The organism is Vineibacter terrae (genome assembly GCF_008039615.1).
GTDB lineage: Bacteria > Pseudomonadota > Alphaproteobacteria > Reyranellales > Reyranellaceae > Vineibacter > Vineibacter terrae.
The window spans coordinates 55,361-79,263 of record NZ_VDUZ01000004.1 but is presented as its reverse complement, the minus strand read 5'-3'; the positions used below and the strand labels follow the sequence as shown (position 1 = coordinate 79,263).

The window sequence follows — 23,903 nt, the reverse complement described above, 5'->3', positions numbered from 1 at the left end:
CCGTCTCCGCCGCCTACGGCCGAATGCCGTAGCCGGCGTAGCGCGCATCGATACCCGGCTCGATGGCGCGGGCGGCGGCGAGGTCGGCGCTGCCGCCGGCCCGGTCGCCCTTGCGCAGCTTGGCGATGCCGCGCCCGAACAGCGACGTGGCGCTGCGCGGGTTGACGCCCAGCGCGGCGTCGTAGTCGGCCACGGCGCGGTTGTAGTCGCCCAGCTTGAGCTGCGCGAAGCCGCGGCTGTCCAGCGCGGCGTACTCGCCCGGCCGCAGCCGCAGCGCCTCGTCGCAATCGGTCACCGCCTGCAGCAGATGCCCGGCGATGGCCCGCGCCCAGCAGCGGTTGTTGTAGGAAGATGCGTTGCCCGGCTCCAGGCGGATGGCCTGGTCGAGATCGGCGATGGCGCGATCGTACTGCGCCGTCTTCAGGAATGCGCTGGCGCGGCCACGGTATGCCATGGCCTGGCTCGGGTTGGTGCGCAGCGCCTGGTCGTAGTCGGCAAGGGCACTTTCATACTGCCCCTTCATCCGATAGGCATCGCCGCGACCGACCAGGGCATCCTCGAGGCTGGGGCGCACGCGCAGGGCGGCATCGAAATCGACGATCGCCCTATCCGGCTGGCTCTTGCCCACATAGGCGACACCGCGGCCGGCAAGGCCTTCGGGCGAGTTCGGATTGAACCGCAGCACCTGCTCGAAATCGGCCAGCGCGAGATCGTAGTCGCCCTTCATCGCGTAGGTATTGCCGCGGATGAGATAGCCGGCCATCTGGTTCGGGTCGAGGCGGATGGCTTGGTTGCAGTCGGCCAACGCCCGTGCGTGGTCGGCCATGGCCATGTAGGCGCTGCAGCGCCCGAGGTACGGATTGGCATAGTTGGGATTGAGGCGGATCGCCTCGTTGCAGTCGGGCAGCGCCCGTGCCGGCTGGCCCCTCAGCACGTGGATGACGCAACGGTTGACATAGGCCCGCACCTGCTTCGGATCGAGGCGGATGGCCTGATCGAAATCCGCCAGCGCGCGGTCGTACTGGTTCGTGTCCATGAAGGAGACGCCGCGGCTGACATAGGCCTCCATCATCTTCGGATTGAGCTTCAGCGCCTGGTCGTAGTCCGCCAGCGCGCGATCATACTGGCGCTTGTGAGCATAGGCGTTGCCGCGGTTGCTGAACGCCATGGCATTCTTGGGATCCAGGCGGATCGCCTGGTCGCAGTCGGCGATGGCACGGTCGTAGTCGCCCTTGTGCCAATAGGCGCCGCAGCGGTTGAGGAAGGTGTTGCTCGACGCGGGCTTCAGCCGGATCGCCTCGCTGTAGTCGGCGATGGCGCGGTCGTAGTCGGCCTTGTGGTCATAGGCCAGGGCACGGGCAAAGAAGGCCTCGCCGCGCTGCTCCGGCGTCAGGCCGGCCGATTGCAGGACCGCCGTGCAGCCCTGGATCGCCTGATCGTCGGTGCCGCCCTTGAAGCACCAGTCGCGCTGCTGCGGCGTCTGCGCCGAGAGCGGCGCCGCGGCCACCGTCATCAGCACCATTGCCACCATGCCGATGCAAGCGCGCCGCATAGCCATCTCCCACCATTGCGCTGCAGTCTAGCCCAGCGCCCCACGGGCGAGAAGCGACCGTGCCGCCGCGGATCGAGGCGACGCGGCGTGTCAGCAGCGGTGCCGGTGCGGACACCAGCGCGAGTTTCCTGGTTGACCATATGTGAACTATAGTTCACAATCATGATGATGCCGACGATCATCCAGACCAACGAGTTCTTCAATTGGATGAAGAGCCTGAAGGATCGTCAAGCGGCGGCACGGATCGCGTTGCGCACCGAGCGTCTCGCGCTCGGCAATCCCGGCGACGTGAAGCCGGTCGGGGGCGGCGTGTCGGCACTGCGGATCGACTACGGTCCCGGTTACCGAGTGTACTTCTGCCGGCGAGGGGCCGACATCCTGCTGTTGCTGTGCGGCGGCGACAAGCGGACGCAAGACAAGGACATCGCACGCGCCAAGAAATTGGCGGGAACTTAGATCACACACGCCATAGGCCAAGGAGGGCATGGAGCGTGGCCGAAACCAGACCATTCGACGCGGCCGAGTACCTCGATACCGACGAGGCGATCGAGGCTTACCTGGACGAGGCGTTCCAGGATGGTGATCCCGCCCTGATCCGTCACGCGCTGCGCACAGCAGCCCGAGCCAAGGGCATGACCGCGCTGGCCCGTGACGTCGGCATGACACGTGAAGGGCTGTACAAGGCTTTGGGCGATGCCGGCAACCCCAGCTTCGACGCCGTGGCCAAGTTGGTGCAGGCCATGGGGATGCGGCTGCAGGTGAAGGTCGCAAAATCATCACCGAAGCGCGCTCGCAAGAAGGTAGCGTGATCATGAGCTGAGCATCCCGGCGGCGTCCAGATCGATGGCAACGCCACCGGTCAGCGGCATTGCGCGACGGCATCGCGGCTGTTACCTACGTTGCCGGTCGCGCGATCAGCCTGGTGAGCCGATGGTCGTCGTCAACCTGCTCGCCGGGCGCCGCCCATGAGCGCCGGCACCCTGTCGCCCACGATGCGGCAATTCGTCGATTTCCTCGGCGAGCTGGGGCCGCGCTGGGGCCTGCAGGCAGACCCCTGCCGCGTGCATGCATATCTCTACCTGGTGGGACGTCCGGCGCGTCAGGCCGACATCGCCGCCGCGCTGGGCCTCGACGTCGATGCCGTCGCGGCAGCATTGGCCTATCTCACGCGTTGGCGGATGGCGTCGCCGGCTGATCCGGATCAGTGGCAGGTCGGCGGCGATCCCTGGGAGATGCTGATGTCGGGCCTCGACGAGCGCCGCCGCGACGAGATCGCACCGGCGCTGGCGACACTGCGCGCCTGCCATGCCGGGGCCCTGCGCGATCATGCCGGCAGCCCGTCGATCGCCCGCCGGATCGGCGCCGTGCTGGACCTGGCCGAGGATCTCGCCGCGATCGATGCGCAGGCACGACGCCTCTCGCCCCAGGTCCTGCGCCGCATGGTCGGCCTCTCCGGCCGCGCCGCCCGCTTCATGGATCGCGCCTTTGGTCCACGCCGGGGAGACAGATCATGACCGACACGTCGAGCCGACAGCTCGCCTACGAGCGCGCCTACCAGGTCAAGTCGTTGACCGGCCTGGATACCGCCGACCCGATCGAAGGCCGCGTCGTCTGGGATCCCCTGCGCTCGCTCTGGAACGCCGGCATGCTGCTGGCGGCGCTGGCGCAGGCGCCGCTCTACATCACCTGGGGTGCCGTCGCCGTCTTCCTGGCGCTGTCGGCGATCACGATGTGCGCCGGCCACTCCGTCGGCTTCCACCGCCGGCTGATCCACCGCAGCTTCGAATGTCCGAAATGGCTGGAGCGGTTGCTGGTCTGGCTCGGCATCGCCGTCGGCATGGGAGGGCCGATCTGGACCATCCGGCTGCACGACAGCCGCGACTGGGCGCAGCGGCAGCCCGCCTGCCATGCCATCCTGGCCCACAAGAAGGCGATGTGGCTCGACGGGTTGCTCTACCTGCACGGAAGATTGAAGCTGCGGCACCCGCCGCATTTCGAGCCCGGCCCCGGCATCAGCGACGATCCCTTCTATCGCTTCCTCGACCGCACCTGGATGCTGCACCAGATCCCCATCGGCCTGGCGCTGTACGCCGTGGGCGGGTGGCCCTGGGTCGTCTGGGGCGTCTTCGTACGCGTGTCGCTGTGCACCACGATGCACTGGCTGATCTCCTACCTGGCGCACACGCGCGGACCGCAGGACTGGACGGTCGACGGCGCCGTGATCCAGGCGCACAACGTGCCGCTGCTGGCCATCCCCACCATGGGCGAGAGCTGGCACAACAACCACCACGCCTTCCCCGGCTCGGCCCGGCATGGCCTCTACCCCGGCCAGATCGACCTCGGCTGGTGGTTCATCAAGCTGCTCGCCTTCCTCGGGCTGGCCTGGGACATCCGGGTGCCGGCCAACCTGCCGCCCCGGCCGGGGATCACGCCGGTCAGCGCCCGGGCGCTGTCGGTGGCAGCCCCCGGCCAGGCCGAGCTCTCGCTGAAGCCGGCCGCCGGGTGATCGGCGCCCCTCCCCGGCGCACTACGGCAGGCGGATGCGCAGCCCGGCGTAGAAGGCGCGCGGCATGCCGGGGCTGAGGCTGCGCGGGTTGGTGGCGTCGGGCGCTTCCGTCATCGGCACCGAGGATGTCGGCGAGAACGTGCCGAAGGTCGCGTACTTGGCGTTGAACAGGTTGGTGATCAGGCCGAACACCTGGATGTTGGGCGTGATGTCGTAGCTGGTGTTGAGGCCGACGACGACATACGAGCCGGTCCTGCGGTTCAGGTTGGCCTCGTCGCCCACCAGGTAGCGGCCGCTGGCGAACTGCCCGGTCATGCCGACCCGCCAGGCCTCGGTGACGCCGACGGCGCCGCCGAATTTCAGGGTATGCGCCGGCACGCCCGGCAGCCGGTCGCCACGGCGCACCTGGATCGTGCCGTCATCGTCGGCCGCCGGATTCTCCGGGCTGTTCATCGTCAGCGCCTTGCGGAAGGTGGCATCGGTGAAGGCGTAGTCGACGAAGGCGGCCCAGCGCTTGCCGCGGATCTCGGCGCCCGCCTCCAGTCCCTGCCGCCTCGTGGCGCCGACATTCTGGAAGAAGGCGCGGCCCACGATCGGGCTGGAGACGAACATGATGTCGTCGTCGGTGTTGGTGCGGAACAGGCCCAGGTTCCAGGTGACCCGCGCCGTGTCGAGCACCTTGAACTGCCCGCGCACGCCGGCCTCCATCGTGCGCGCCACCACCTGCTTCAGCGGCGGGTCGCCGACGAAGAAGTTGGTCAGGCTGCACGGCGCCGCGGGATCGGCGCAGGACAGCTCGGCCGGAGTCGGCGCGCGGCTGGCCTCGGCGTAGCCGGCATAGACCGAGATGTCCGGCGTGACCTTGTAGGTGACGCCCGCCGCCGGATTGAACCGCGTGAAGGTATGATTGCCGTTGAGGCTGGTGCCGATCTGGTCGCGCAACTGGATCTTGGCGACGTTGAAGCGGCCGCCCAGCGTCAGCGACAGCGCATCGGTGATGTCCAGCACGTCCGACACGTAGATGCCGAAATAGTCGTTGCTGGCCCGCACCGACACCGGCGTGATCGAGCCGTCGGGCTGGCTGATGATCAGCCCCGATCCGGCGACGCCGCGGTCCAGCGTCAGGGCGCCCAGCTCCGAGCTGGCCTTGAAGCGCGTGCGGCCGCCGTCATAGCTGGCGCCGACGATGAACCGGTTGGACCGCCCGAACAGCTGCCCCTGGTGCGTGAGCTGCAGGGCGGCGCCGAACCCTTCGGTGTTGGTGTTGGTGCGGTTGAGCTGGGCATAGGGGCCGCCCTCGTCGAAGCGGTCGGCAAAGGCTGGGATGCTCAGGAACGGGCTGACGAGGTCGTTGGGGATCACGTTGCCGGAACGGTCCCGCAGCCGGGGACCGTCCTCCTCCAGGCACAGCTGGCTCTGATCGTCCTCGCAGGCTTCCGCCTCGGAGGCGTCGCCGTTCTTGGTGCGGTGCGAGAAGCGGCTGTAATACGCGTTGGCGTCCAGGGAGATCTCGTCGTTGATCTCGTACCGGCCGGCCAGGCTGACGCGCAGATACTTGTTCTTGGTCTTGTCGGGATGCGTGAACACCGAATTGCGGTCGGCGGCCAGCAGCTCGACCGGCGCGGTGCCGTTGCCGACCAGGCTGTTGTTGGCCGCCAGCACGCTCAGGTTGACCTGCCCCTTGCTGCCGCGCCAGCCCAGGTCGCCGTAGAACTGGCGCAGCGTCGAAGGCGAGAAGTCGCGCCACCCCGACTCGTGCAGGCCGCTGCCGGCGACGTAGACGGCGAAGCCGTCAAATTGCTTGCCCATCTGGAACGAGCCGGTGACGCGGCCGAACGAGCCGCCCATCACCTCGTACTCGGCGCCCTGGTAGGTGAAGCCGTTCTTGAGCTGCACCGCTACGGCGCCGCCCAGCGCGTTCAGGCCGTACACCGGGTTGGAGCCCTGGATCTCGACGCGGTCGATCGCCATCGAGGGGATGAGATCCCAGTTCACGGTGTCGCCGAACGGCTGGTTGAAGCGCACGCCGTTGACGTACACCGCCAGCCCCTGCGCGTTGCCGGCCAGCGGCGAGGCCTCGAAGCCGCGGAACAGCAGGTTGGGCTGGAACGGGTTGTTCTGCGCCTGGTTCAGGGAGATGCCGCCGACACGTGCATCGAGCGCATCGAGCAGGTTGGGCACGCCGCCCGTGATCCTCATGTCCTCGCGCTTCAGCACATAGCTGGCGCCGGGGACCTTGTCGCGCGCGATGCCCGAGCCGAGCATCGGCGTCGCGCCGATCACAACGATCTCGGGCAGTGTGGGCGCCGGCGTTGCCGGTGCCGGCGGACTTCCCGCTGGCGGCGTGTCGGGCGCAGGCGTCTGCGCCAGCACCGTGGCCGGCAGCCACGCAAGAAGTGCCGCGCCCGCGAATGATCTGCCCATGGCTTCCCCCCGATATTTTGAGTCATGCTAACCAAGGCATGGGCCCGCTCGTACGCAGACAAGTTCCAAAATTCATTGCACAATGTTCCCGGGTCCCGGCGACACGGCGTTCTTGCATGGATATGCATTTGCGGCCGCGTCGATCGGCAACGATTGCGGGGGAAGCGTCTGCTGTGAGCACCGCACTGAGGGACGAGGACGGCGACTCGCCGGATGCCGCAGCGCCGCCAGCAGCGCGTCATCGCCGGACCATCACCGGCATCTTGTCGCGCTGGCTATGGTACGACCGCTCCGTCCGCACCCAGCTTCTCGGCACCTTCGTCGTGATCAACCTCGTCGCGGGCTTCGCCGCCGCCGTCATCGTCATCTACAACGGGCAGCGCGCCATCGAGGCCGAGCTCGCGGCGTCGGTCGACGTGGCCGAGCGCTTCGTGCGCGGCACCGTCTCGTGGCTGGCGCGCGACACGTCCCGCACGCTGGGCCTCGACGACCTCGCCGTTCGCCTGCGCCACCCGCGCCATGTCCGGATCCTGGTGATCGACGCCGATGGCCGCACGGTATCGCCACCGCCAGGAGACGACGCCGACGGTGCTGCCGGGCCGGCCCAGGACGCCGCGGCGCCGGCCTGGTTCCAGGCGCTCGTGCAGGTCGACAATCTGCGCCGCGACGTGCCTGTCGTGGTCGGCGGCCAACATGTCGGCACCATTGTCGTGGTCGGCCAGGCGGCCGACGAGATCACCGAGATCTGGCAGGATGCGTCCGGCCTGGCGCTGCTGGCCCTGATCCTCAACGCGACCGTTTTCGCCGTGCTCTATGTCGCGCTCGGCCGGGTGCTGCATCCGCTCACAAGCCTTGCTGGCGGCCTGCGCGCGCTCGAGCAAGGACAGCTGCGCCACCGCTTGCGGCGGCCGGCGGTGCGCGAGCTGGCCGACATCGCCGGAAGGTTCAACGCGCTGGCCGACAGCATCGCCGCGGCCAGGACCGACAATGCACGGCTGAACCGGCATCTCGTCACCGTCCAGGACGATGAGCGCCGGCAGATCGCGATGGAGCTGCACGACGAGCTGGGACCCTGCCTGTTCGGCCTGAAGGCGAACGTCGCCTCGATCGACCGGCTGGCGCGCGAGCTGCCCATGGACGCGGCGCAGCGCATCCATGAGCGCGTCGCCTCGATCGGGACGATCACCGACCGCATGCGCGTGCTGAACCGCGATCTTCTCGGGCGGCTGCGGCCCATGGCGCTCGGTCACGTGCCGCTGGCCGACGCCATCGCCAGCCTGGTCGCCGATTTCGAGGGCAAGGTCCCGGATCGGTGTATCACCTTCGAGATTGGCCGCGTCACGCACAGCTACGGCAACGGTGTTGATCTGACGGTCTTCCGCTGCGTGCAGGAGGGCATCACCAACGCCGCCCGGCACGCCGGCGCGGCGACGATCGCCGTGACGCTGGCGGAGCAGGCGGCCGAGCCGCGGCACGCCGATGATGCCATGCCTGCCCTCCTGCTTCTGTCGGTGCGCGACGACGGCCACGGCATCGCGCCCGACGCCCGGCCCGGCCTGGGGTGGCGTGGCATGGAGGAGCGGGTGCGGGCGCTGGGCGGCCGCCTGACGCTCGTCAGCGAGCCCAACGGCGGCACGCGGCTGGACGTCGCCATACCGATCGAGGCGGCGGATACGATGGAGAGCATGGAGAAGGATCATGCCACCGCCGGCGACGGCATCGGCAGCAGCGAGCACGGCCGGCCATGATGACACGGGTGCTGGTCGTCGACGACCATCCGATCGTCCTGCAGGGCTGCCGGCGCGTGCTGGAGGATGCCGGCGCCCAGGAGATCCTGGAGGCCAGCAATCCCGAGTCCGCCTGTTCACTGTACCAGCGGCATCACCCCGATCTCGTCGTCGTCGACCTCGCGATGCAGGGCAAGGGCTTCGGCGGCCTGGACCTGATCCGCTGGCTGCGCCAGCGCGACGAGCGCGTCCCGATCCTGGTGTTCAGCATGCACGGCGATCCGGTGATCGTGAGCCGCGCGCTCGAGGCTGGCGCCACCGGCTACCTGCTGAAGGACACCGCGCCCGAGGACCTTCTCGAGGCGCTCGACAAGGTCGGCCGCGGCCTGCCCTACCTCAGCCACCAGCTCGCCACCCAGGTCGCGGTGCTGCGCATGCGCAGCCCCTCCCAGGCCTTCGGCGCCGTGACGCCGCGCGAGCTGCAGGCGCTCGCCCTGCTCGCCGAAGGACATTCCTACGGCCAGATCGCCGACGAGCTGGGCGTCAGCTACAAGACCGTCGTGAACATGTGCTCGCAGCTGAAGGTGAAGCTGGGCGCGCGCAACTTCCCCGACCTGATCCGCACCGCGATCGAGTATCTCGCCTCCTCGCCCGGCAAATCCTGACGCCATCCACAGGCGCAACCGGGCCGTGCGCAAAGACTGTTCCATTCGGGGAAGTGAGCGTTTGCCTCTAGCGCACAACCCTATATGAGGAGTGGTTTCTAAGCTCTTGCAATTGCGATGAAATGTCCCACCCTTTCGCTGGGATCGTTAAATTTATGTGAAAATAAAATCAAGCAATTTCAATGCATTAGAAATTTCTTTGACGGTCCTGCACCAATTTTTTACGAATTTGTTCATTACGAACCGATTGCCGAAGCGCCACCGAGAATTTCCGTCAGGCTGATTTTCGGCGGGCGTGCCTACATAAGGGATCGAGAAAAGAAGAGTTTCAGTTGTACCGGCTCGGGCGGCGATCCGCCCACCGTGCTTGCTGGAGATCCATTCCCACGGATGCGACGGGGCATCGCGCCGGGGAACGTCTCCATCGGCCGTTGGGCGGCGCTCGGGTCAAAACCGGGGAAATGTCATGGCTCGACCGAACTTGGCTTCACAGGCCGGTCGCGCGATCGTTCGCATGCCGCGCGGCATGATGATCCTGATCGCGTTCACCGTGCCCGCCCTTCTGGGCAGCGCCGCGCTCGCTATCGGCACCGGCCTGCCGTCGTGGGTCCAGACCTCCCCATCGCCACCATCGCTTGCCGCGCCTTCATCGGCGGTCCTGTCGGTCGATCTGATCGATTGCGAGCCGCTGGACGCGGACGACACGACGCCCGCGGCCGCGACGCGCTAGCGGACGACACGACACCTCCCTGAACCAACCGATTGCTGAAGAAAGAGGTAGACCATGCTCCGCACCAACTTGGCCTGGACCGACCGGCAGCCCGCGACACCGGCCACCCGGCTGCTCACCATCGGCGAGGCCGCTGCCGAGCTCGGCCTCGAGGCCCATGTGCTGCGTTTCTGGGAGCGCAAGTTCAACCAGATCGCGCCGGTCAAGCGCGGCGGCGGCCGTCGCTACTACGGGCCCGAGGATATCGAGCTGCTGCGCCGCATCCAGTCGCTGCTCTACAACGACGGCTTCACGATCAAGGGCGTGCAGCGTCTGCTGGACGACGAGAGCAGCCGGGCCGTGACCCGGCTGGACCTGCGCCGCCAGCCCGAGACGCACCTGCAGGTCGAGACGCGCGACGCCGATGCGGCACGGCGCCAGGATATCGAGGACACGCTGGGCGACCTGCGGCAGGCCTTGGCCTTGCTGCGCGAGGCGCTGCAGTGACGTGACGGAACCGAGCTGTCACGGAGACAAGCAACAATGAAGATCCTCCTGGTTGATGATGAAGCGGAGCTTGTCGCGGAGCTGTCCGGATTTCTGCACCGTCGCGGTCACGGCGTCACCGCCGCCGACGGTGCCCCCGCCGCGATCCGCGCGCTGAGCGACGACGGTCCTTTCGATGTCGTCATCACCGACATGCGCATGCCGGACGGCAGCGGCTTTGACGTCGTGCACGCCTGCATGGGCCGCCCCGAGCCGCGGCCGGCGATGCTGGTGATGTCCGGACACGCCGCGCCGGACGAAATCTCGCGGATCTGCGCCGAAGGGGCTCAGCACTTCTTTCCCAAGCCCTTGGCGTTGCGCGAGCTGGCATCTGTCCTTGCCGGCATCGCGACGCATCGCGGCGATACGGCAGGAGCGCGCGCGCGCCACCTGTCGGCCGTGTAGCACCAGCGATCGGGGCGTGACGCGCTCCATCACCCGCACCGCAGCGAGGACGCAGGGATCATGCGTCCCTCCTCGCCCGGGGCTGCCGTTGCCGCACCTGTTGTGAGTTGACACTCAGATATTATGAGCATACACTCATAGAATGGAGGCTACCATGGTCCGCACAAGGCCGCTGAACGCGTCGCCTGACGATATCCCGTGCGCCATCGGCCGGACATCGGCACGCCGCCCCGGAACTCCGTGACACAACGAGCAGGCCGACGAAGGAGGCCGCGATGTCATTGCGTGGATGCGTCGGACGGTACACGCGCGAAGATGGCCGGCACTGCCAGAACTGGCCCGACGATCAATTGACGGTGATCGATCTTCTGAACAGCGTCGCGCCCTATGACGGCGGCGCCGGCGGCAGCCTCGACGGCAACATCAACGGCCGCCTCGTCGCCGGCATATCGAGCGATGCGCTCTATCGCGCCATCTCCCAGTTCGAGGACACGCAGTTCCCCGGACAGTGCACCGGCGTCGTCGCGCCCGACAGCCTGCTGCTGAGGCGGCTGGAGGAGCTGTCGGCGTGCGCACCGATCGGCGCGGCGCCTCAGGTCGAGGATATGCCGGAGCTGCGCAGCGCCGACTGATTGCGTTCGGGCAGCGCGCATCGATGCACGCCGCTCAATGTCATCCCGGCCGGTCATCGCGGAACGGCGCATGCTCGTGTGACTGGTCCGAGAGCGCCTCGATGATGCGGCATTCCGTCGCCTGCCCGCCATGGCATTCCGCGACCATGCGTTCCAGCTCCTGCTTCAGGGCGTCGAGCCGCGCGATGCGCTGCAGCACCTCGGACAGATGCTCGCGCGCGATGTGGTCGATCTCGGCGCATGAACGGTCGTTGCGGTCGACGAGCGACAGCATGGTGCGAATGCTCTTGAGCGGAAAGCCCAGCTCGCGGGCGTGGCGGATGAAGCCGAGGCGCCGCTCGTGCTCGGCGACATAGATGCGCTGATTGCCCTCCGTGCGCATCGACGGAGGCAGAAGGCCCTCGGCCTCGTAGTAGCGCACCGTCTGCACGGTGCAGCCGGTGCGGCGGGCGAGCTCTCCGATCAACATGTTATGTAATCCTGTAACGACACTCGCGCTTGCAGCTCTAGTCGCTGGAGGTCTTACGGAGGGCTCGCAATGTCAAGTCGGGCCACCGTGCTCGATCCCCCGTCATGGCGAGATGCCCATCGATGTCACGACCTGCGCCCCAGCCGCTTGCGCTCGCCCCCTGCTCCTGCAGCGCGCCGACGCGCAAGCACAACCATGACCATGACCACGATCATGACGATGACCATGCGGCCCATGATTCGCACGACCATGGCATCGACGGCGCCTGGTGGCAGAGCGAGCAGTTCCGGTTTGTCCTGGCGACGGTGATCGGCCTGGCCATTGCCTATGGCATCGGCCTGGCGCGGCCGGCCTGGAGTCCATGGCTTTTTGGTGTATCGGCGCTGGTCGGCGCCTGGCCCGTCGGCAGGCGCGCCGCCGCCGCCATGGGCAGAGGCAAGCTCTTCACCATCGAGAGCCTGATGGTGGTCGCGGTCGCCGGCGCGCTGGTGATCGGCGAGGCCGAGGAAGCGGCCGTCGTCGTGATCCTCTTCCTGGTCGGCGAGATGCTCGAAAGCATCTCGGCGGCGCGCGCCCGCGCCGGCATCCGCGCGCTGGCCGATCTGATGCCGCGTACCGCCGCACGCGAGCGCGGCGACGGCACCGAGGATGTGCCCATCGCAGCGCTGCGAGTCGGCGACATCCTGCGCGTGCGGCCCGGCGATCGCATCCCGGCCGACGGTGTCATCGTCTCGGGACAGTCAACGCTGGACGAATCGCCGGTCACCGGCGAATCCATCCCGGTCTTCCGCGCCGAAGGCACATCCGTGCTCGCCGGCACGGTGAACCTCACCGCCACCCTGCGGCTGCGCGTCGAGAAGGATGCCGAGGACAACACGATCGCGCGCATCATCAAGCGCGTCGAGGAGGCGCAGGAAAGCAAGGCGCCGACCGCGCGCTTCATCGACCGCTTCAGCCGCTGGTACACGCCGGCGGCGATGCTGGCGGCAGCGATCACGATCCTGCTGCCGCCGCTCGTCTTCGGTGGCGACTGGCATGTCTGGGCCTATCGCGGCCTGTCGCTGCTGCTGATCGCCTGCCCCTGCGCCCTGGTGCTGTCCACCCCGGCCGCGATCGCCTCGGGCCTGGCCGCCGGCGCGCGGCGCGGCCTGCTGATGAAGGGCGGCGCGGCGCTGGAGGCCATGGGCACGGTGCGCGGCATCGCCTTCGACAAGACGGGCACCCTCACCGCCGGTCGGCCGAAGGTGACCGACCTGCTCGCGCTCGACGGCAGCGAGGACGCCGCCCTGCGCCTGGCCGCCGCCGTCGAGCAGGGCTCGACGCATCCCATCGCGCACGCCATCATCGAAGAAGCCCGGCAGCGCGACCTCGCCTACCCCACGGCCGATGACGTCACCGCCATCGCCGGCAAGGCCGTGCACGGCAGGGTCGACGGGCGGCGCATCTGTGTCGCCTCGCCCCGCTACGCAGCCAGCGAAGCCACGGCGATGCCGGCGGCGGCGCGCGATGCCATCCAGCGCTGGGAGGGCGGCGGCAAGACAGCCGTGGTGGTGCTGTCGGATCGCGATGTCGTGGCGGTCATCGCGGTGCGCGACGAGCCACGCGAGGATGCGCGCCAGGGCCTGGCGGAGCTGCGCGCGCTCGGCGTCGCCACGGTGCTGCTGTCGGGCGACAACCGCCGCACCGCCGGCACCATCGGACAATCCCTGGGCATCGACGTGAAGGCCGAGCTGCTGCCCGACGAGAAGCTGGGCGAGATCGCCACCCTGAAATCGGCCGGCCCCGTCGCGATGGTCGGCGACGGCATCAACGATGCGCCGGCGCTGGCCGCTGCGACTGTCGGCATCGCGATGGGCGGCGGCACACAAGTGGCGCTCGAGACCGCTGACGCGGCCCTGCTGCGTGACCGCGTGCGCGGTGTCGCCGAGCTGGTCCGGCTGTCGCGCACCACGCTGGCCAACATCCACCAGAACATCGCCATCTCGCTGGGCCTTAAGGCCGTGTTCCTGGCGACGACGCTGATGGGCACGACGACGATGTGGATGGCCATCCTGGCCGACACGGGCGCCACCGTGATCGTCACCCTCAACGCCTTGCGCCTGCTGCGCTTCGGCCTGCGGAGTGATGCATGACGGTCCATTCGGACAACGATCCGATGATACGAAACGTCGGATATAACGTTGCTGTATCCGACGTTTCATATCAACACGCAGCTAGTGCTGGGAATCGCGGGTCGCTAATGCATCCGTCATCCCGAGCGCAGCGAGGGATCTCCCGCGTGGGACGCACAGTGCGCCATTCGCAGCAGATCCCTCGCTACGCTCGGGATGGCAGTCCCGACTCACCTTCCACCGATAGCCGGTACCAGGCAGCATGCGTCGCCGAATCGACTTGACTCGGATGCCCTCGCTGTCGTTGGTGCAGGCATGATCGGCCGACAGGAATCGACTCGCGGGGACGAGCGCCTCCTGGGGCGCTTGCGGCGCTTTGTGTCGATCCTGTGCACGCTGGCCCTCGTGATGGCCGGTGTCGCGCATGTCAGCCACGCCGCGTTCGCGGCCAGCCCCGCGACACCTGCCATCGTGATGGACGCGACTGACGACGGCCAGGACCCGGCCGCCAAGGAACGCCTCCTCACCGAGCTGTGCCATTGCTGCGCCATGGCCGCGCTGCCCGCTTCCATCACTGGATCCGATCGCAGCAGCGACCGCACGCTGCCGCTATGGATCGCGCGGCCTCTGCTGTCGCACCGGCACGTCGCCGAATCCCCGCCTCCCAGGACCTGACCGACAACTTCGCCCGGTCGTTCGGCGCATCAGCGCATCGGACGGCCCTCGTCGCGTCGTTTTCAGGTCAGGATCATGCTTCTCCGTTGCATCTCAGTGGGCACGCTGGTGCTCGCGCTTGCTCTTCCCGGCGCCGCATCGGCGCAAGCACCCGGGCCGCTGACGCTGGCGCAGGCCTTGCAGCGGGCGCTCAGCGCCAACGCACGCCTCTTCGTCGCCGACCGCGAGATCGGCATGGCCGAAGGCCGGCGCACGCAGGCCGGGGCCATCCCCAACCCCGAGGCCTCCTTCGAGCTCGATAACGCCCTGGGCTCCCGCGACTATCGCGGACTGCGCTCGGCCGAGACGACGCTGCAGCTGAGCCAGCTCATCGAGCTGGGCGGCAAGCGCGGCGCCCGCGTCGCTGCCGCTTCGGCCGACCATGACAGCGCCCGCTGGCAGCGCGCCGCCGCCCGCCTGGAAATCCTGTCCGAGACCGCCACGGCCTTCGTGGCCGTGCTCGGAGCGCAGCAGCGCGTCGCGCTGCTCGACCGCCAGCTCGCCGCGCTGGACCGCATGACGCCGCAGATGCAGCAGCGTGTCGATGCCGGCGCCTCCTCGCCGGCCGATGTGGCGCGCACCAAGGTGGCCACCGAGCTGACGCGCATCGACCGTGACCGCGCCCGCAAGGCGCTGGAGGGCGCCCGCCGCGACCTGGCGCTGCTGATGGGCAGGACGGCGCCGGATTTCACCTACACCACCGGCAATCTCGCGCGGATCGCGCCGCCGCCCTCCTTCCAGACCCTGCTCCAGGCCATCGAGAGCAATCCGCAGCTGATGCGCTGGACGGCGGTGCGGGCGCAGAAGGAGGCCGAGCTGCTGACCGCCCGGCTCAAGGTGGTGCCCGACGTGCAGGCCAGCGTCGGCTGGCGCCACTACCGCGACACGCGCGACAACGCGGTGCGCTTCGGCGTGTCCATCCCGATCCCGGTGTGGGACCGCAACCGCGGCGCGATCTACGAGGCGCAGGAGGCGATCGGCAGGACCGAGGCCGAGCGCGCCGCCAACAAGCAGGCGCTGACCTCCACCGTCGGCCGCGCCTACGACGCCGCCACCGGCGCGCTGCAGGAGATCGGCGTGCTGCGCCGTGCCGTGCTGCCCAATGCCCGCGCCGCGTTCGACGCCATCAACAGCGGCTATGCGCAGGGACGTTTCACCGTGCTGGAGCTTCTCGAAGCCTACAAGGCGCTCGCCGAAGCCGAGCTGCGCGAGCAGGAGACGCTGGTGAGCTTCCACACTGCCGTCGCGACCATCGAAGGCCTGACCGGGAGTCCGCTGACCCTGGGTGGCGGGAGGACCCCATGACACGTGCTGTGCGAACGAGCCTGATCGTCCTGGCCTGCGCCGCCCTGGTCGCCGGCGCTGGCTTCTACTTACTGCCGGCCTCGGGTGTCGGCGGCAGCAAGCCGCAAGCGGCAGCCGAGAAGCACGGCGACCACGACAAGGACGAGCACGGCGCCAACAGCGTCGAGCTCAGCGATGCCAAGGTGGCCGCGGCGGGGATCGAGCTGGTCAAGGCCGGCCCCGCCGTCCTGCGCGACAGCCTGCGGCTGAACGGCATCATCCAGCCCAACCAGGAAGCGCTGGCGCAGGTGACGCCGCGCTTCCCCGGAATCGTGCGCGACGTGCGCAAGCGGCTGGGCGACAAGGTCAGCAAGGGCGACGTGCTGGCCACGATCGAGAGCAACCAGAGCCTCACGACCTACGACCTGCGGGCCGCCATCGGCGGCACCATCATCGACCGCCAGGCATCGCTGGGCGAGTACGTCTCGGAGCAGAAGCCTGTATTCGTCATCGCCGACCTCTCGAGCGTGTGGATCGACTTCTCGGTCTATCGCCGCGACTTCAGCCGTGTGCAGGTCGGCGACACCGTCGTGGTCGACCTCGACGATGGCGGCGCGCCGATCGAGACGCGCATCTCCTATGTCTCGCCGCTGGGCGCCAGCGACACGCAGAGCGCGCTGGCGCGGGCCGTGACCGCCGGCAGCGACCGGCTGCGGCCGGGCCTGTTCGCGACCGGCCGCCTGCTGCTGGCCGCCAGGCCGGTCGAGATGGCCGTCAGGCTCGATGCGCTGCAGACGCACCAGGGCCGCACGGTGGTCTTCGTGCGCAACGGCGATGCCTTCGAGGCCCGCGACGTCGAGCTGGGCAACCGCGACAGCGAGCATGCCGAGGTACTGTTCGGCCTGATGCCGGGCGACGTCTACGCCGCCAGGAACAGCTTCGTGATCAAGGCCGAGCTAGCCAAGGGGAGCGCCACCCATGCCCACTGAGCGCCGGTCCTTCATCGACGGCATCCTCGCCGCCTCGATCCGCCAGCGCTGGCTGGTGATGCTGGTGGCGCTGGGCATCGCCGCGCTGGGCGTGTGGAACTTCATGCGCCTGCCGATCGACGCCGTGCCCGACATCACCAACGTGCAGGTCCAGATCAACACCCAGGCTCCCGGCTACTCGCCGCTGGAGGTCGAGCAGCGCATCACCTTCCCCATCGAGACCGGGATGGGCGGCCTGCCCGACCTGCAATACACCCGCTCGCTGTCGCGCTACGGGCTGAGCCAGGTCACGGTCGTCTTCAAGGACGGCACCGACATCTATTTCGCGCGCCAGCTCGTGAACGAGCGTGTCCAGCAGGTCAAGGACCAGCTTCCCGCGGGCGTCGAGACGTCCATGGGGCCGGTCTCGACCGGCCTGGGCGAGATCTTCATGTTCGCCGTCGAGGCCAGGCCCGATGCGCGCAAGCCCTCCGGCGAGGCCTACACGCCCACCGACCTGCGCACGGCGCTGGACTGGATCATCAAGCCGCAGCTGCGCACCGTGCCCGGCGTCGTCGAGGTCAACTCGATCGGCGGCTACGAGAAGCAGTTCCATGTCCTGCCGGACCCGGCGCGGCTGATGGCCTACAAGCTGACGTTCCGTGCCGTGATGGAGGCGCTGGGCGCCAACAACGCCAATGTCGGCGCCGGCTACATCGAGCGCAACGGCGAGCAGTACCTGGTGCGCGTGCCGGGCCAGGTGGGAACCATCGCGGAGATCAAGGACATCGTCATCGGTGCCCATGGCGGCGTGCCGGTGCGCGTGAGCGACGTCGCCGACGTGCGCGAGGGTCGCGACCTGCGCACCGGCGCCGCCACGCTGGACGGCACCGAGACCGTGCTGGGCACGGTCATGCTGCTGATCGGCGAGAACAGCCGCACGGTGGCGCAGCGCGCCGCTTCCCGGCTGCAGGAGATCGCCAGGACGCTGCCCGAAGGCATCGTCGTGCGCCCTCTCTACGACCGCACGACCCTGGTCGAGGCCACCATCGCCACCGTCGAGAAGAACCTGCTCGAGGGTGCGCTGCTGGTGATCGTGATCCTGTTCCTGTTCCTGGGCAATGTGCGCGCGGCGATCGCCACGGCGATGATCATCCCGCTGGCCATGCTGCTGACCATGACCGGCATGGTCGAGCACAAGGTCAGCGCCAACCTGATGAGCCTGGGCGCCATCGATTTCGGCATCATCATCGACGGCGCCGTCATCATCGTCGAGAACTGCCTGCGCCTGCTGGCCGAGGAGCAGCGTCGCCGCGGCCGGCTGCTGAGCCTGCCCGAGCGCATGGGCGCGATCCTGGCCGGCGCCTCCGAGGTGGTGCGGCCCAGCCTGTTCGGCATGCTGATCATCGGCATCGTCTACCTGCCGATCCTCACCCTGACCGGCGTCGAGGGCAAGATGTTCACCCCCATGGCGGTGACGGTGCTGATCGCGCTGGGCGCCGCGGCGCTGTTCTCGGTGACGTTCCTGCCGGCGGCGGTGGCGCTGCTGGTGACCGGCCGGGTGTCCGAGCACGAGAACGCCTTCATGCGCCTGGCGCGGCGCGCCTACGTGCCGCTGCTGGATGTCTCGATCCGCCTGCGCGGCCTGATGGCGGCGCTGGCGGTGGTCCTGGTGGCTGTGAGCGGCGTGGCGGCATCACGCATGGGCGGCGAGTTCATCCCCAGCCTCGACGAGGGCGACGCCGCCGTGCAGGCGCTGCGCGTCCCGGGCACCAGCCTGACGCAGTCGCTGGAGATGCAGGTCGCGCTTGAGAAGCGGCTGCTGCAGATCCCCGAGGTGAAGACCGTGTTCGCGCGCGTCGGCACCGCGGAGGTGGCGACCGACCCGATGCCGCCCTCGATCGCCGACGGCTATGTCATCCTCAAGCCGCGCAAGGAATGGCCCGACCCGGCCAAGCCCAAGGCCAGGCTGGTCGAGGAGATCGAACGCGCCGCCGACGAAATCCCCGGCAGCGCCTACGAGCTGTCGCAGCCGATCCAGCTGCGCTTCAACGAGCTGATCTCCGGCGTGCGCAGCGATGTCGGCGTCAAGATCTTCGGCGACGACCTCGACGTGCTGCTGCAGGTGGCCGGCGAGGTGCAGTCGGTGCTGCAGTCGGTGCCCGGCGCCGCCGACGTCAAGACCGAGCAGGTCTCGGGCCTGCCGATGCTGACGGTGAAGCTCAACCGCGCCGCGCTGTCGCGCTACGGCATCAGCGTTGCCGACGTGCAGGAGATCGTCGAGATCGCGGTCGGCGGCAAGAGCGCCGGGCTGGTGTTCGAGGGCGACCGCCGCTTCGACCTGGTCGTGCGCCTGCCCGAGCATCTGCGCATGGACGTCGACGTGATCGGCGCCCTGCCGATCCCCCTGCCCGCCGCCGATGCCCCGGCAACGCCGGTCACGGCCACCGGCGGCGGCAATCCGCTGGCGCAGCTGCGCTACGTGCCGCTGTCGGCGCTGGCCCGCATCGAGGTGGCGCCCGGCCCCAACCAGGTCAGCCGCGAGGACGGCAAGCGGCGCATCGTGGTCAGCGCCAACGTGCGCGAGCGCGACCTCGGCGGCTTCGTCGCCGACGCCCAGCGCCAGATCGCCGAGAAGGTGAAGCTGCCGGCCGGCTACTGGATCGGCTGGGGCGGCCAGTTCGAGCAGCTGGCCTCGGCCTCGCAGCGTCTCACCATCGTGGTGCCGATCGCCCTGCTGCTGATCTTCCTGCTGCTGATGATGAGCCTCGGATCTGTCGCTGACGCCGCGCTGGTGTTCAGCGGCGTGCCGCTGGCGCTGACCGGGGGCATCGGCGCCCTGATCCTGCGCGACATCCCGCTTTCGATCAGCGCCGGTGTCGGGTTCATCACGCTCTCGGGCGTGGCCGTGCTCAACGGCCTGGTGATCATCGCCTGCATCCAGGGCCTGCGCGCCGCCGGTGTCCCCGTCATCGAGGCGGTCAGGCAGGGCGCGCTGACGCGGCTGCGGCCGGTGCTGATGACCTCCCTGGTGGCGCCGCTGGGCTTCATCCCGATGGCGATCGCGACCGGCCCCGGCGCCGAGGTGCAGCGGCCGCTGGCCACCGTGGTCATCGGCGGCATCATCTCGTCCGCCATCCTCACCCTGTTCGTCCTGCCGGCGCTCTACGCGATGTTCCGGCGCGACGCCAGGGACGCCGGCGCCGCCGATGTCCCGCAACCCGTGTCCAACCCTGGAGGTCAATGATGAAGCTCGCTCTCCTGCTCGCCGCCGCGCTGCTGTGGTCGGGATCGGCGCTCGCCCAGCACAAGCATGGCGATGCCAAGGGCCCCAACGGCGGCCCCATGCAGGACATCGCCGGCGTGCACGCCGAGCTGGTCGCGACCGGCACCAGCGTCACGGTCAACATCTTCGACGAGGCCACCAAGCCGATCAGCACCAAGGGCTTCTCCGGCTCGGCGCTGATCGTTGCAGGGGCGGACCGCGAGACGGTGATGCTGGCCCCGTCGGGCGAGAACACGCTCAAGGGTGAAGCCAGGAAGGCCATCGCCGCTGGCGCCGCCGTCACGGTGGTGGTCAAGACGGCCGCCGGCAAGTCCGGGCAGGCGCGGTTCTGAGGCAGCCCGGAGCGCGGACGTCTCGCCCGCATTCGCCCGCAGCGGAAGCGGCGGGCGACATCATGACGGTCGGCGCTTCGCGCCGATGCGGGCGAGGACGCCCGCGCTCCGGGATCCGTCGTCATCCCTCGCCCGCGGACCTCTCCGCGGGCAGGTACAGCTTGAAGGTCGTGCCGCGTCCCGGCGCCGTGTCCAGGGTCAGGAAGCCGCCCGACTGGTGCACGAAGCCGTGCACCATGGGCAGCCCCAGCCCGGTCCCCTTGCCTTCCGACTTTGTCGTGAAGAACGGCTCGAACACCTTGGAGCGCACGTCGGATGCCATGCCGGCGCCGGTGTCGCTGATGGCGATCTCGATCCAGTCGCCCGCCTTCAGCATCGGCCGGGCGCGCGCATCCTCGTCGCTGACGCGCACGACCCGGGCAGCCAGGCGCAGCTGGCCGCCGTCGGGCATGGCGTCGCGGGCGTTGACCGCCAGGTTCAGGATCGCCGTCTCCAGGCCGCTGCGATCGATCCGGCACAGGCCGAGCGCATCGCTCTTTTCCAGGCTGAGGAACACATGCGGCGAGACGGCCGTGCGCACCAGCTCGCCGATCTCGTCGAGCAGCGGCCCGACCTCCATCTCCCGCGGCTCCAGGGGACGGCGGCGCGCGAATGTCAGCAGGCGCGTGACCAGATCGGCGCCGCGCTCGCATGCCGCCACCGCCGCCGCCAGCGGCCGGTGCTGCGGCGCGTCCGCCGGCAGGTCGTCGGCAGCGAGCTCGATGTTGCCGACCACGACGGCCAGGATGTTGTTGAAGTCGTGCGCGATGCCGCCCGTGAGCTGGCCCAGGGCCTCCAGCTTCTGCTTCTGGTGCAGCGTCGCTTCGGCCTCGGCCAGGCGCGCCTCGGCACGCAGCTGCTGGGTGAGGTCGCGAATCTGCACGAGATGGCAGGCCCGCCCGTTGAAGCGCGTCGGCTCGGTGTTGGCGACAACCTCCATCACCGCGCCGTCCCTCCTCTGATGACGCCAGCGCCGCGCCGCGCGGCGCTTTGTCCAGTCGACCGTCGCCAGGTGCTGGCGCAGCAGCTCCTTGTCCGCCTCGGGCCGCAGGTCGAACAGGGTCAGCGCCTCGAATTCCGCCAGGCTGTAGCCATAAAGCTGGCATGCCGCCTCGTTGACGGCCACGATGCGCAGCCTATCCTGCTCGAACAGGTACATCGGGTTGGGGTTCTTCTCGAACAGGAAGCGGAAGCTGGTCTCGCTGTCCTTGAGGCGCTGCTCGGCCAGCCGTTGCGCGGTGATGTCCGTGCCAACGCCCCGGTAGCCCAGGAAGGCACCCTTCGCATCGAAGCGCGGCCGGCCGCTGACGCGGAACACGTGATGGTCGCCGGCCGGCAGCATCACCTCGTACTCGAAGCCGCGGAACTCCTGCCGTGCCTCGATCATCGCCCGGTAGTCGGCCCATGTCGCCTGCAAGGGCCGCGAGTAGCGATACTCCCAACGCCGCATGCCCAGGCTGGTCGGCACCAGGTTGGACAGCTTCGGGCCGTCGAAGAACAGCTCCGTCATCCGGTGCTCGGCATCGGTTTCCCACATCCAGTCCGACGACATCTGCGCCAGGTCGCGGAAACGGGCGGCGCTCTTCTCCAGCTCGGTCGTGAGCAGCCGCCGCTCGAGCTCCGACTCGACCAGCCGTGCCAGCGCCTGCAGGCCGGCGACGCGGTCTTCCATCAGGTCGGGCCGCGGCCCATGGTCGATCACCGCGATCGCGCCGATGCAGGTGCCGTCGCTGGCGTGCAGCGGCGCCACGGCATAGAAGTGCATCCGCGCCACCCTGGCGTAGGGATGTCCGGCAAATCGCGGGTCGTTCGCCAGGTCGCGGATGACGAGCACCCGGCCCTGCAATGCCGCCTCGTCGTACAGGTTCCATGCGCGCGGCACGGCGGTGACGGACACCCCGTAGCGGGCCTTGAACCAGATGCGGGCGCCGTCCAGGAACGAGATCGTGGCCCGCGGCGCGTCGAACATGCGCGCAGCCAGCTCGACGATGCGGTCGAATTGCGGCTCGGGGGCGCTATCGAGGATATCGTATCGACCTAGTGCGGCCAGCCGCTCGGCCTCTGACATGACCTTTCCCTAGCCCCACCCCGGCAATTCAGCCGGCCACCGCTCCTGCTTCTGGATGTCAGAAATCGAGGTTGAGAGTGAATCAAAACCGGTCCGATTCGGACAGCAGAGATGGCCTATTCCGTCTATCCGGAGCAGCCATCCCGGCCCATAAGGAGTTTAGTTCTCTGAATGTGAATTTACCATTGACAGTAATTTCTTTTTTTGAGAAGATCAACCATCCCTAATTTTCCCCGCCAGCGATGCCGACCTGCCCCAGCACCTTGCCGCTCGACTGGCCTGCGCTGTGCGCCCATGTCCGCCGCCGCCAGCTGCCCGACCATCGCGGCGAGCTGCCGCCCCGCCGTGCCGACATGCTGCCGCTCGACGCGCCGCTGGCCGTTGCCGTCTGCGCCCAGTTCGGCCAGCGCCATCGGTTCGCGACCGAGCACGAGGCCGAGATCTGGCGCTGGATCGGGCCGCGCGCCTTGGGCGTCTGCAACCGCTGGCAAGGGCTGCGCCATGACCGCGAGGATGTGCGCGTCGCCGTCGGCACCGTGCGCCACTGGCGATCCAGCGGCGATGCCCGCCAGGCCGACCTGGCGCGGCGCGAGCTGATCGGGCGCTGGGCCCGCTACCGGCGCGGCATGCGCACCTTCGCGACGCAGCTCGACGGCGTGCGCCGATCGCTGGCGCCGCCTGTCGTGCCCGCGCCGGTGGCCGTGCCGCTGCTGCAGGCGGCGGAATGACGGCCCGGCCCGCGCTAGCCGGATCTCGGCAGGAAGGGAACCAGCATGGGCACGCGGCGGCAGTAGGCATCGTAGAGCGCCGCTCCGAGCTCGTGGCGCAAGAAGCGTTCCTCGAGCGCGGCCTTGCCCCACAATCCGAGCGTGATCAGCGCGGCGCCGATCACGGCCTGCGGCGTCTCCTCGGCGACGGCGGTCACCAGCGCCGCGGCGATCAGGCCGCTATAGATCGGATGCCGGACCAGGGCATACGGGCCGCTGTCGATCAGCCGATGCGCCGGCTTGCGGGTGATGGCGCCCGACCATAGCCGGCCGAGATGGATGCGCGCCCACCATGCGAACAGGAACGAAGCGACGGTCAGCGCCGCCAGCAGCCAGACGCCCTGGCTGCCGACATGCCACAGGTGGCGGACATCCAGCCACGACACGCCACCGAGCAGCAGCACGACGCCGGCGAGGATCACCAGACGCACGAGCGTCGTGGCGCCGCTCACCACGCGCTTCAGCGTCGGCGCCGACCACGGCGTCGCCAGCAGCCATGACAGCAGCCACAGGCCCCAGGCCAGGCGGAACAGAGACACCGTGGTCATCGCCCCTCCCTTTCTCAACGTTCCCTCGCCCCGCGGGAGCGGCAGGGCATTCGCATATGACCTCGCTGTCATCCCGAGCGCCCCCTTCGACAGGCTCAGGAGAGGGATCTCCTGCGGCAAGGCGCACGGTGCGCAATTCGCGGGGGATCCC

Annotated in this window: 22 protein-coding genes; 17 read left to right on the top strand and 5 right to left on the bottom strand. The window is 68.9% G+C overall.

Features of this window, described 5'->3' with window-relative positions; all coding sequences use genetic code 11:
* Window positions 1-13 precede the first annotated feature (13 nt).
* The gene (locus FHP25_RS04735) at window positions 14-1,552 is read right to left on the bottom strand and encodes a tetratricopeptide repeat protein (RefSeq protein WP_178133297.1); all 1,539 of its coding nucleotides are present in this window, start codon (window positions 1,550-1,552) and stop codon (window positions 14-16) included.
* 168 nt (window positions 1,553-1,720) lie between these two features.
* Here FHP25_RS04735 and FHP25_RS04730 point away from each other — a divergent pair, with 168 nt between their 5' ends.
* From FHP25_RS04730 to FHP25_RS04715, 4 genes are all read left to right on the top strand, one after another.
* Window positions 1,721-2,008 carry a type II toxin-antitoxin system RelE/ParE family toxin gene (locus FHP25_RS04730; RefSeq protein WP_147845923.1) on the top strand — a complete coding sequence of 96 codons (288 nt, stop codon included), beginning with the start codon at window positions 1,721-1,723 and terminating at the stop codon, window positions 2,006-2,008.
* A gap of 35 nt (window positions 2,009-2,043) precedes the next feature.
* Window positions 2,044-2,361: an addiction module antidote protein gene (locus FHP25_RS04725; RefSeq protein ID WP_147845754.1), complete on the top strand. Its 318-nt coding sequence runs from the start codon at window positions 2,044-2,046 to the stop codon at window positions 2,359-2,361.
* A 156-nt stretch (window positions 2,362-2,517) separates the two neighbouring features.
* Window positions 2,518-3,066 (top strand): hypothetical protein, encoded by a 549-nt coding sequence (locus FHP25_RS04720; RefSeq protein WP_147845753.1) that lies wholly within the window; start codon window positions 2,518-2,520, stop codon window positions 3,064-3,066.
* Window positions 3,063-4,058: an acyl-CoA desaturase gene (locus FHP25_RS04715; RefSeq protein ID WP_147845752.1), complete on the top strand. Its 996-nt coding sequence runs from the start codon at window positions 3,063-3,065 to the stop codon at window positions 4,056-4,058. Before FHP25_RS04720 ends, FHP25_RS04715 begins: the two co-directional genes overlap by 4 nt.
* A 21-nt stretch (window positions 4,059-4,079) precedes the next feature.
* Here FHP25_RS04715 and FHP25_RS04710 read toward each other — a convergent pair whose 3' ends face one another.
* Window positions 4,080-6,482, bottom strand: coding sequence for a TonB-dependent receptor (locus FHP25_RS04710; protein WP_147845751.1), 2,403 nt, complete (start codon window positions 6,480-6,482; stop codon window positions 4,080-4,082).
* Window positions 6,483-6,655: 173 nt separating this feature from the next.
* On the opposite strand from FHP25_RS04710, the gene FHP25_RS04705 reads away from it, so the two are divergent.
* The 6 genes from FHP25_RS04705 (at window position 6,656) to FHP25_RS04680 (ending at window position 11,166) form a co-directional block, all read left to right on the top strand.
* Window positions 6,656-8,230: an ATP-binding protein gene (locus FHP25_RS04705; RefSeq protein WP_178133296.1), complete on the top strand. Its 1,575-nt coding sequence runs from the start codon at window positions 6,656-6,658 to the stop codon at window positions 8,228-8,230.
* The gene (locus tag FHP25_RS04700) at window positions 8,227-8,874 is read left to right on the top strand and encodes a response regulator transcription factor (protein WP_331461664.1); all 648 of its coding nucleotides are present in this window, start codon (window positions 8,227-8,229) and stop codon (window positions 8,872-8,874) included. The genes FHP25_RS04705 and FHP25_RS04700 overlap by 4 nt, the downstream gene beginning before the upstream one ends.
* 514 nt (window positions 8,875-9,388) lie before the next feature.
* Window positions 9,389-9,604: a hypothetical protein gene (locus FHP25_RS04695; RefSeq protein ID WP_178133295.1), complete on the top strand. Its 216-nt coding sequence runs from the start codon at window positions 9,389-9,391 to the stop codon at window positions 9,602-9,604.
* 54 nt (window positions 9,605-9,658) lie between these two features.
* Window positions 9,659-10,090, top strand: coding sequence for a MerR family transcriptional regulator (locus tag FHP25_RS42560; RefSeq protein ID WP_147845748.1), 432 nt, complete (start codon window positions 9,659-9,661; stop codon window positions 10,088-10,090).
* Between the two features lie 36 nt (window positions 10,091-10,126).
* Complete coding sequence (locus tag FHP25_RS04685; protein WP_147845747.1) at window positions 10,127-10,534, top strand: response regulator; 408 nt, start codon at window positions 10,127-10,129, stop codon at window positions 10,532-10,534.
* A gap of 275 nt (window positions 10,535-10,809) precedes the next feature.
* Window positions 10,810-11,166, top strand: coding sequence for a hypothetical protein (locus FHP25_RS04680; protein ID WP_147845746.1), 357 nt, complete (start codon window positions 10,810-10,812; stop codon window positions 11,164-11,166).
* Between the two features lie 40 nt (window positions 11,167-11,206).
* Here FHP25_RS04680 and FHP25_RS04675 read toward each other — a convergent pair whose 3' ends face one another.
* A complete protein-coding gene (locus FHP25_RS04675) occupies window positions 11,207-11,635 on the bottom strand; it encodes a MerR family transcriptional regulator (RefSeq protein WP_147845745.1) in 429 nt (142 codons plus the stop codon).
* A 122-nt stretch (window positions 11,636-11,757) separates the two neighbouring features.
* Here FHP25_RS04675 and FHP25_RS04670 point away from each other — a divergent pair, with 122 nt between their 5' ends.
* From FHP25_RS04670 to FHP25_RS04645, 6 genes are all read left to right on the top strand, one after another.
* A complete protein-coding gene (locus tag FHP25_RS04670; RefSeq protein WP_231712205.1) occupies window positions 11,758-13,767 on the top strand; it encodes a heavy metal translocating P-type ATPase in 2,010 nt (669 codons plus the stop codon).
* Between the two features lie 294 nt (window positions 13,768-14,061).
* Entirely contained in the window at window positions 14,062-14,421 is a 360-nt protein-coding gene (locus tag FHP25_RS04665) for a hypothetical protein (RefSeq protein ID WP_147845743.1), read from the top strand.
* 75 nt (window positions 14,422-14,496) lie between these two features.
* Window positions 14,497-15,765 carry a TolC family protein gene (locus tag FHP25_RS04660; protein WP_147845742.1) on the top strand — a complete coding sequence of 423 codons (1,269 nt, stop codon included), beginning with the start codon at window positions 14,497-14,499 and terminating at the stop codon, window positions 15,763-15,765.
* Entirely contained in the window at window positions 15,762-16,733 is a 972-nt protein-coding gene (ihpB, locus tag FHP25_RS04655) for a divalent metal ion exporter adaptor subunit IhpB (protein WP_147845741.1), read from the top strand. Before FHP25_RS04660 ends, ihpB begins: the two co-directional genes overlap by 4 nt.
* Entirely contained in the window at window positions 16,723-19,959 is a 3,237-nt protein-coding gene (locus tag FHP25_RS04650) for an efflux RND transporter permease subunit (RefSeq protein ID WP_147845740.1), read from the top strand. The genes ihpB and FHP25_RS04650 overlap by 11 nt, the downstream gene beginning before the upstream one ends.
* Window positions 19,959-20,330, top strand: a complete 372-nt coding sequence (locus FHP25_RS04645; protein ID WP_147845739.1) for a hypothetical protein — start codon at window positions 19,959-19,961, stop codon at window positions 20,328-20,330. The genes FHP25_RS04650 and FHP25_RS04645 overlap by 1 nt, the downstream gene beginning before the upstream one ends.
* Window positions 20,331-20,451: 121 nt before the next feature.
* Here FHP25_RS04645 and FHP25_RS04640 read toward each other — a convergent pair whose 3' ends face one another.
* Window positions 20,452-22,437: an ATP-binding protein gene (locus FHP25_RS04640; RefSeq protein ID WP_147845738.1), complete on the bottom strand. Its 1,986-nt coding sequence runs from the start codon at window positions 22,435-22,437 to the stop codon at window positions 20,452-20,454.
* A gap of 242 nt (window positions 22,438-22,679) precedes the next feature.
* Here FHP25_RS04640 and FHP25_RS04635 point away from each other — a divergent pair, with 242 nt between their 5' ends.
* Window positions 22,680-23,165: a hypothetical protein gene (locus FHP25_RS04635; RefSeq protein ID WP_147845737.1), complete on the top strand. Its 486-nt coding sequence runs from the start codon at window positions 22,680-22,682 to the stop codon at window positions 23,163-23,165.
* 14 nt (window positions 23,166-23,179) lie between these two features.
* Here the strand turns inward: FHP25_RS04635 and FHP25_RS04630 are convergent, their stop codons facing one another.
* Window positions 23,180-23,752 (bottom strand): methyltransferase family protein, encoded by a 573-nt coding sequence (locus tag FHP25_RS04630; RefSeq protein ID WP_147845736.1) that lies wholly within the window; start codon window positions 23,750-23,752, stop codon window positions 23,180-23,182.
* Window positions 23,753-23,903: the final 151 nt, after the last annotated feature.

Coding starts and splice junctions, on each gene's coding strand:
- FHP25_RS04735 (WP_178133297.1), bottom strand. CDS start 1,552: ATGCGGCGCGCTTGCATCGGCATGGTGGCAATGGTGCTGATGACGGTG.
- FHP25_RS04730 (WP_147845923.1), top strand. CDS start 1,721: ATGCCGACGATCATCCAGACCAACGAGTTCTTCAATTGGATGAAGAGC.
- FHP25_RS04720 (WP_147845753.1), top strand. CDS start 2,518: ATGAGCGCCGGCACCCTGTCGCCCACGATGCGGCAATTCGTCGATTTC.
- FHP25_RS04715 (WP_147845752.1), top strand. CDS start 3,063: ATGACCGACACGTCGAGCCGACAGCTCGCCTACGAGCGCGCCTACCAG.
- FHP25_RS04710 (WP_147845751.1), bottom strand. CDS start 6,482: ATGGGCAGATCATTCGCGGGCGCGGCACTTCTTGCGTGGCTGCCGGCC.
- FHP25_RS04700 (WP_331461664.1), top strand. CDS start 8,227: ATGATGACACGGGTGCTGGTCGTCGACGACCATCCGATCGTCCTGCAG.
- FHP25_RS04695 (WP_178133295.1), top strand. CDS start 9,389: ATGCCGCGCGGCATGATGATCCTGATCGCGTTCACCGTGCCCGCCCTT.
- FHP25_RS42560 (WP_147845748.1), top strand. CDS start 9,659: ATGCTCCGCACCAACTTGGCCTGGACCGACCGGCAGCCCGCGACACCG.
- FHP25_RS04685 (WP_147845747.1), top strand. CDS start 10,127: ATGAAGATCCTCCTGGTTGATGATGAAGCGGAGCTTGTCGCGGAGCTG.
- FHP25_RS04680 (WP_147845746.1), top strand. CDS start 10,810: ATGTCATTGCGTGGATGCGTCGGACGGTACACGCGCGAAGATGGCCGG.
- FHP25_RS04675 (WP_147845745.1), bottom strand. CDS start 11,635: ATGTTGATCGGAGAGCTCGCCCGCCGCACCGGCTGCACCGTGCAGACG.
- FHP25_RS04670 (WP_231712205.1), top strand. CDS start 11,758: ATGTCACGACCTGCGCCCCAGCCGCTTGCGCTCGCCCCCTGCTCCTGC.
- FHP25_RS04665 (WP_147845743.1), top strand. CDS start 14,062: ATGATCGGCCGACAGGAATCGACTCGCGGGGACGAGCGCCTCCTGGGG.
- FHP25_RS04660 (WP_147845742.1), top strand. CDS start 14,497: ATGCTTCTCCGTTGCATCTCAGTGGGCACGCTGGTGCTCGCGCTTGCT.
- ihpB (WP_147845741.1), top strand. CDS start 15,762: ATGACACGTGCTGTGCGAACGAGCCTGATCGTCCTGGCCTGCGCCGCC.
- FHP25_RS04650 (WP_147845740.1), top strand. CDS start 16,723: ATGCCCACTGAGCGCCGGTCCTTCATCGACGGCATCCTCGCCGCCTCG.
- FHP25_RS04645 (WP_147845739.1), top strand. CDS start 19,959: ATGAAGCTCGCTCTCCTGCTCGCCGCCGCGCTGCTGTGGTCGGGATCG.
- FHP25_RS04640 (WP_147845738.1), bottom strand. CDS start 22,437: ATGTCAGAGGCCGAGCGGCTGGCCGCACTAGGTCGATACGATATCCTC.
- FHP25_RS04635 (WP_147845737.1), top strand. CDS start 22,680: ATGCCGACCTGCCCCAGCACCTTGCCGCTCGACTGGCCTGCGCTGTGC.
- FHP25_RS04630 (WP_147845736.1), bottom strand. CDS start 23,752: ATGACCACGGTGTCTCTGTTCCGCCTGGCCTGGGGCCTGTGGCTGCTG.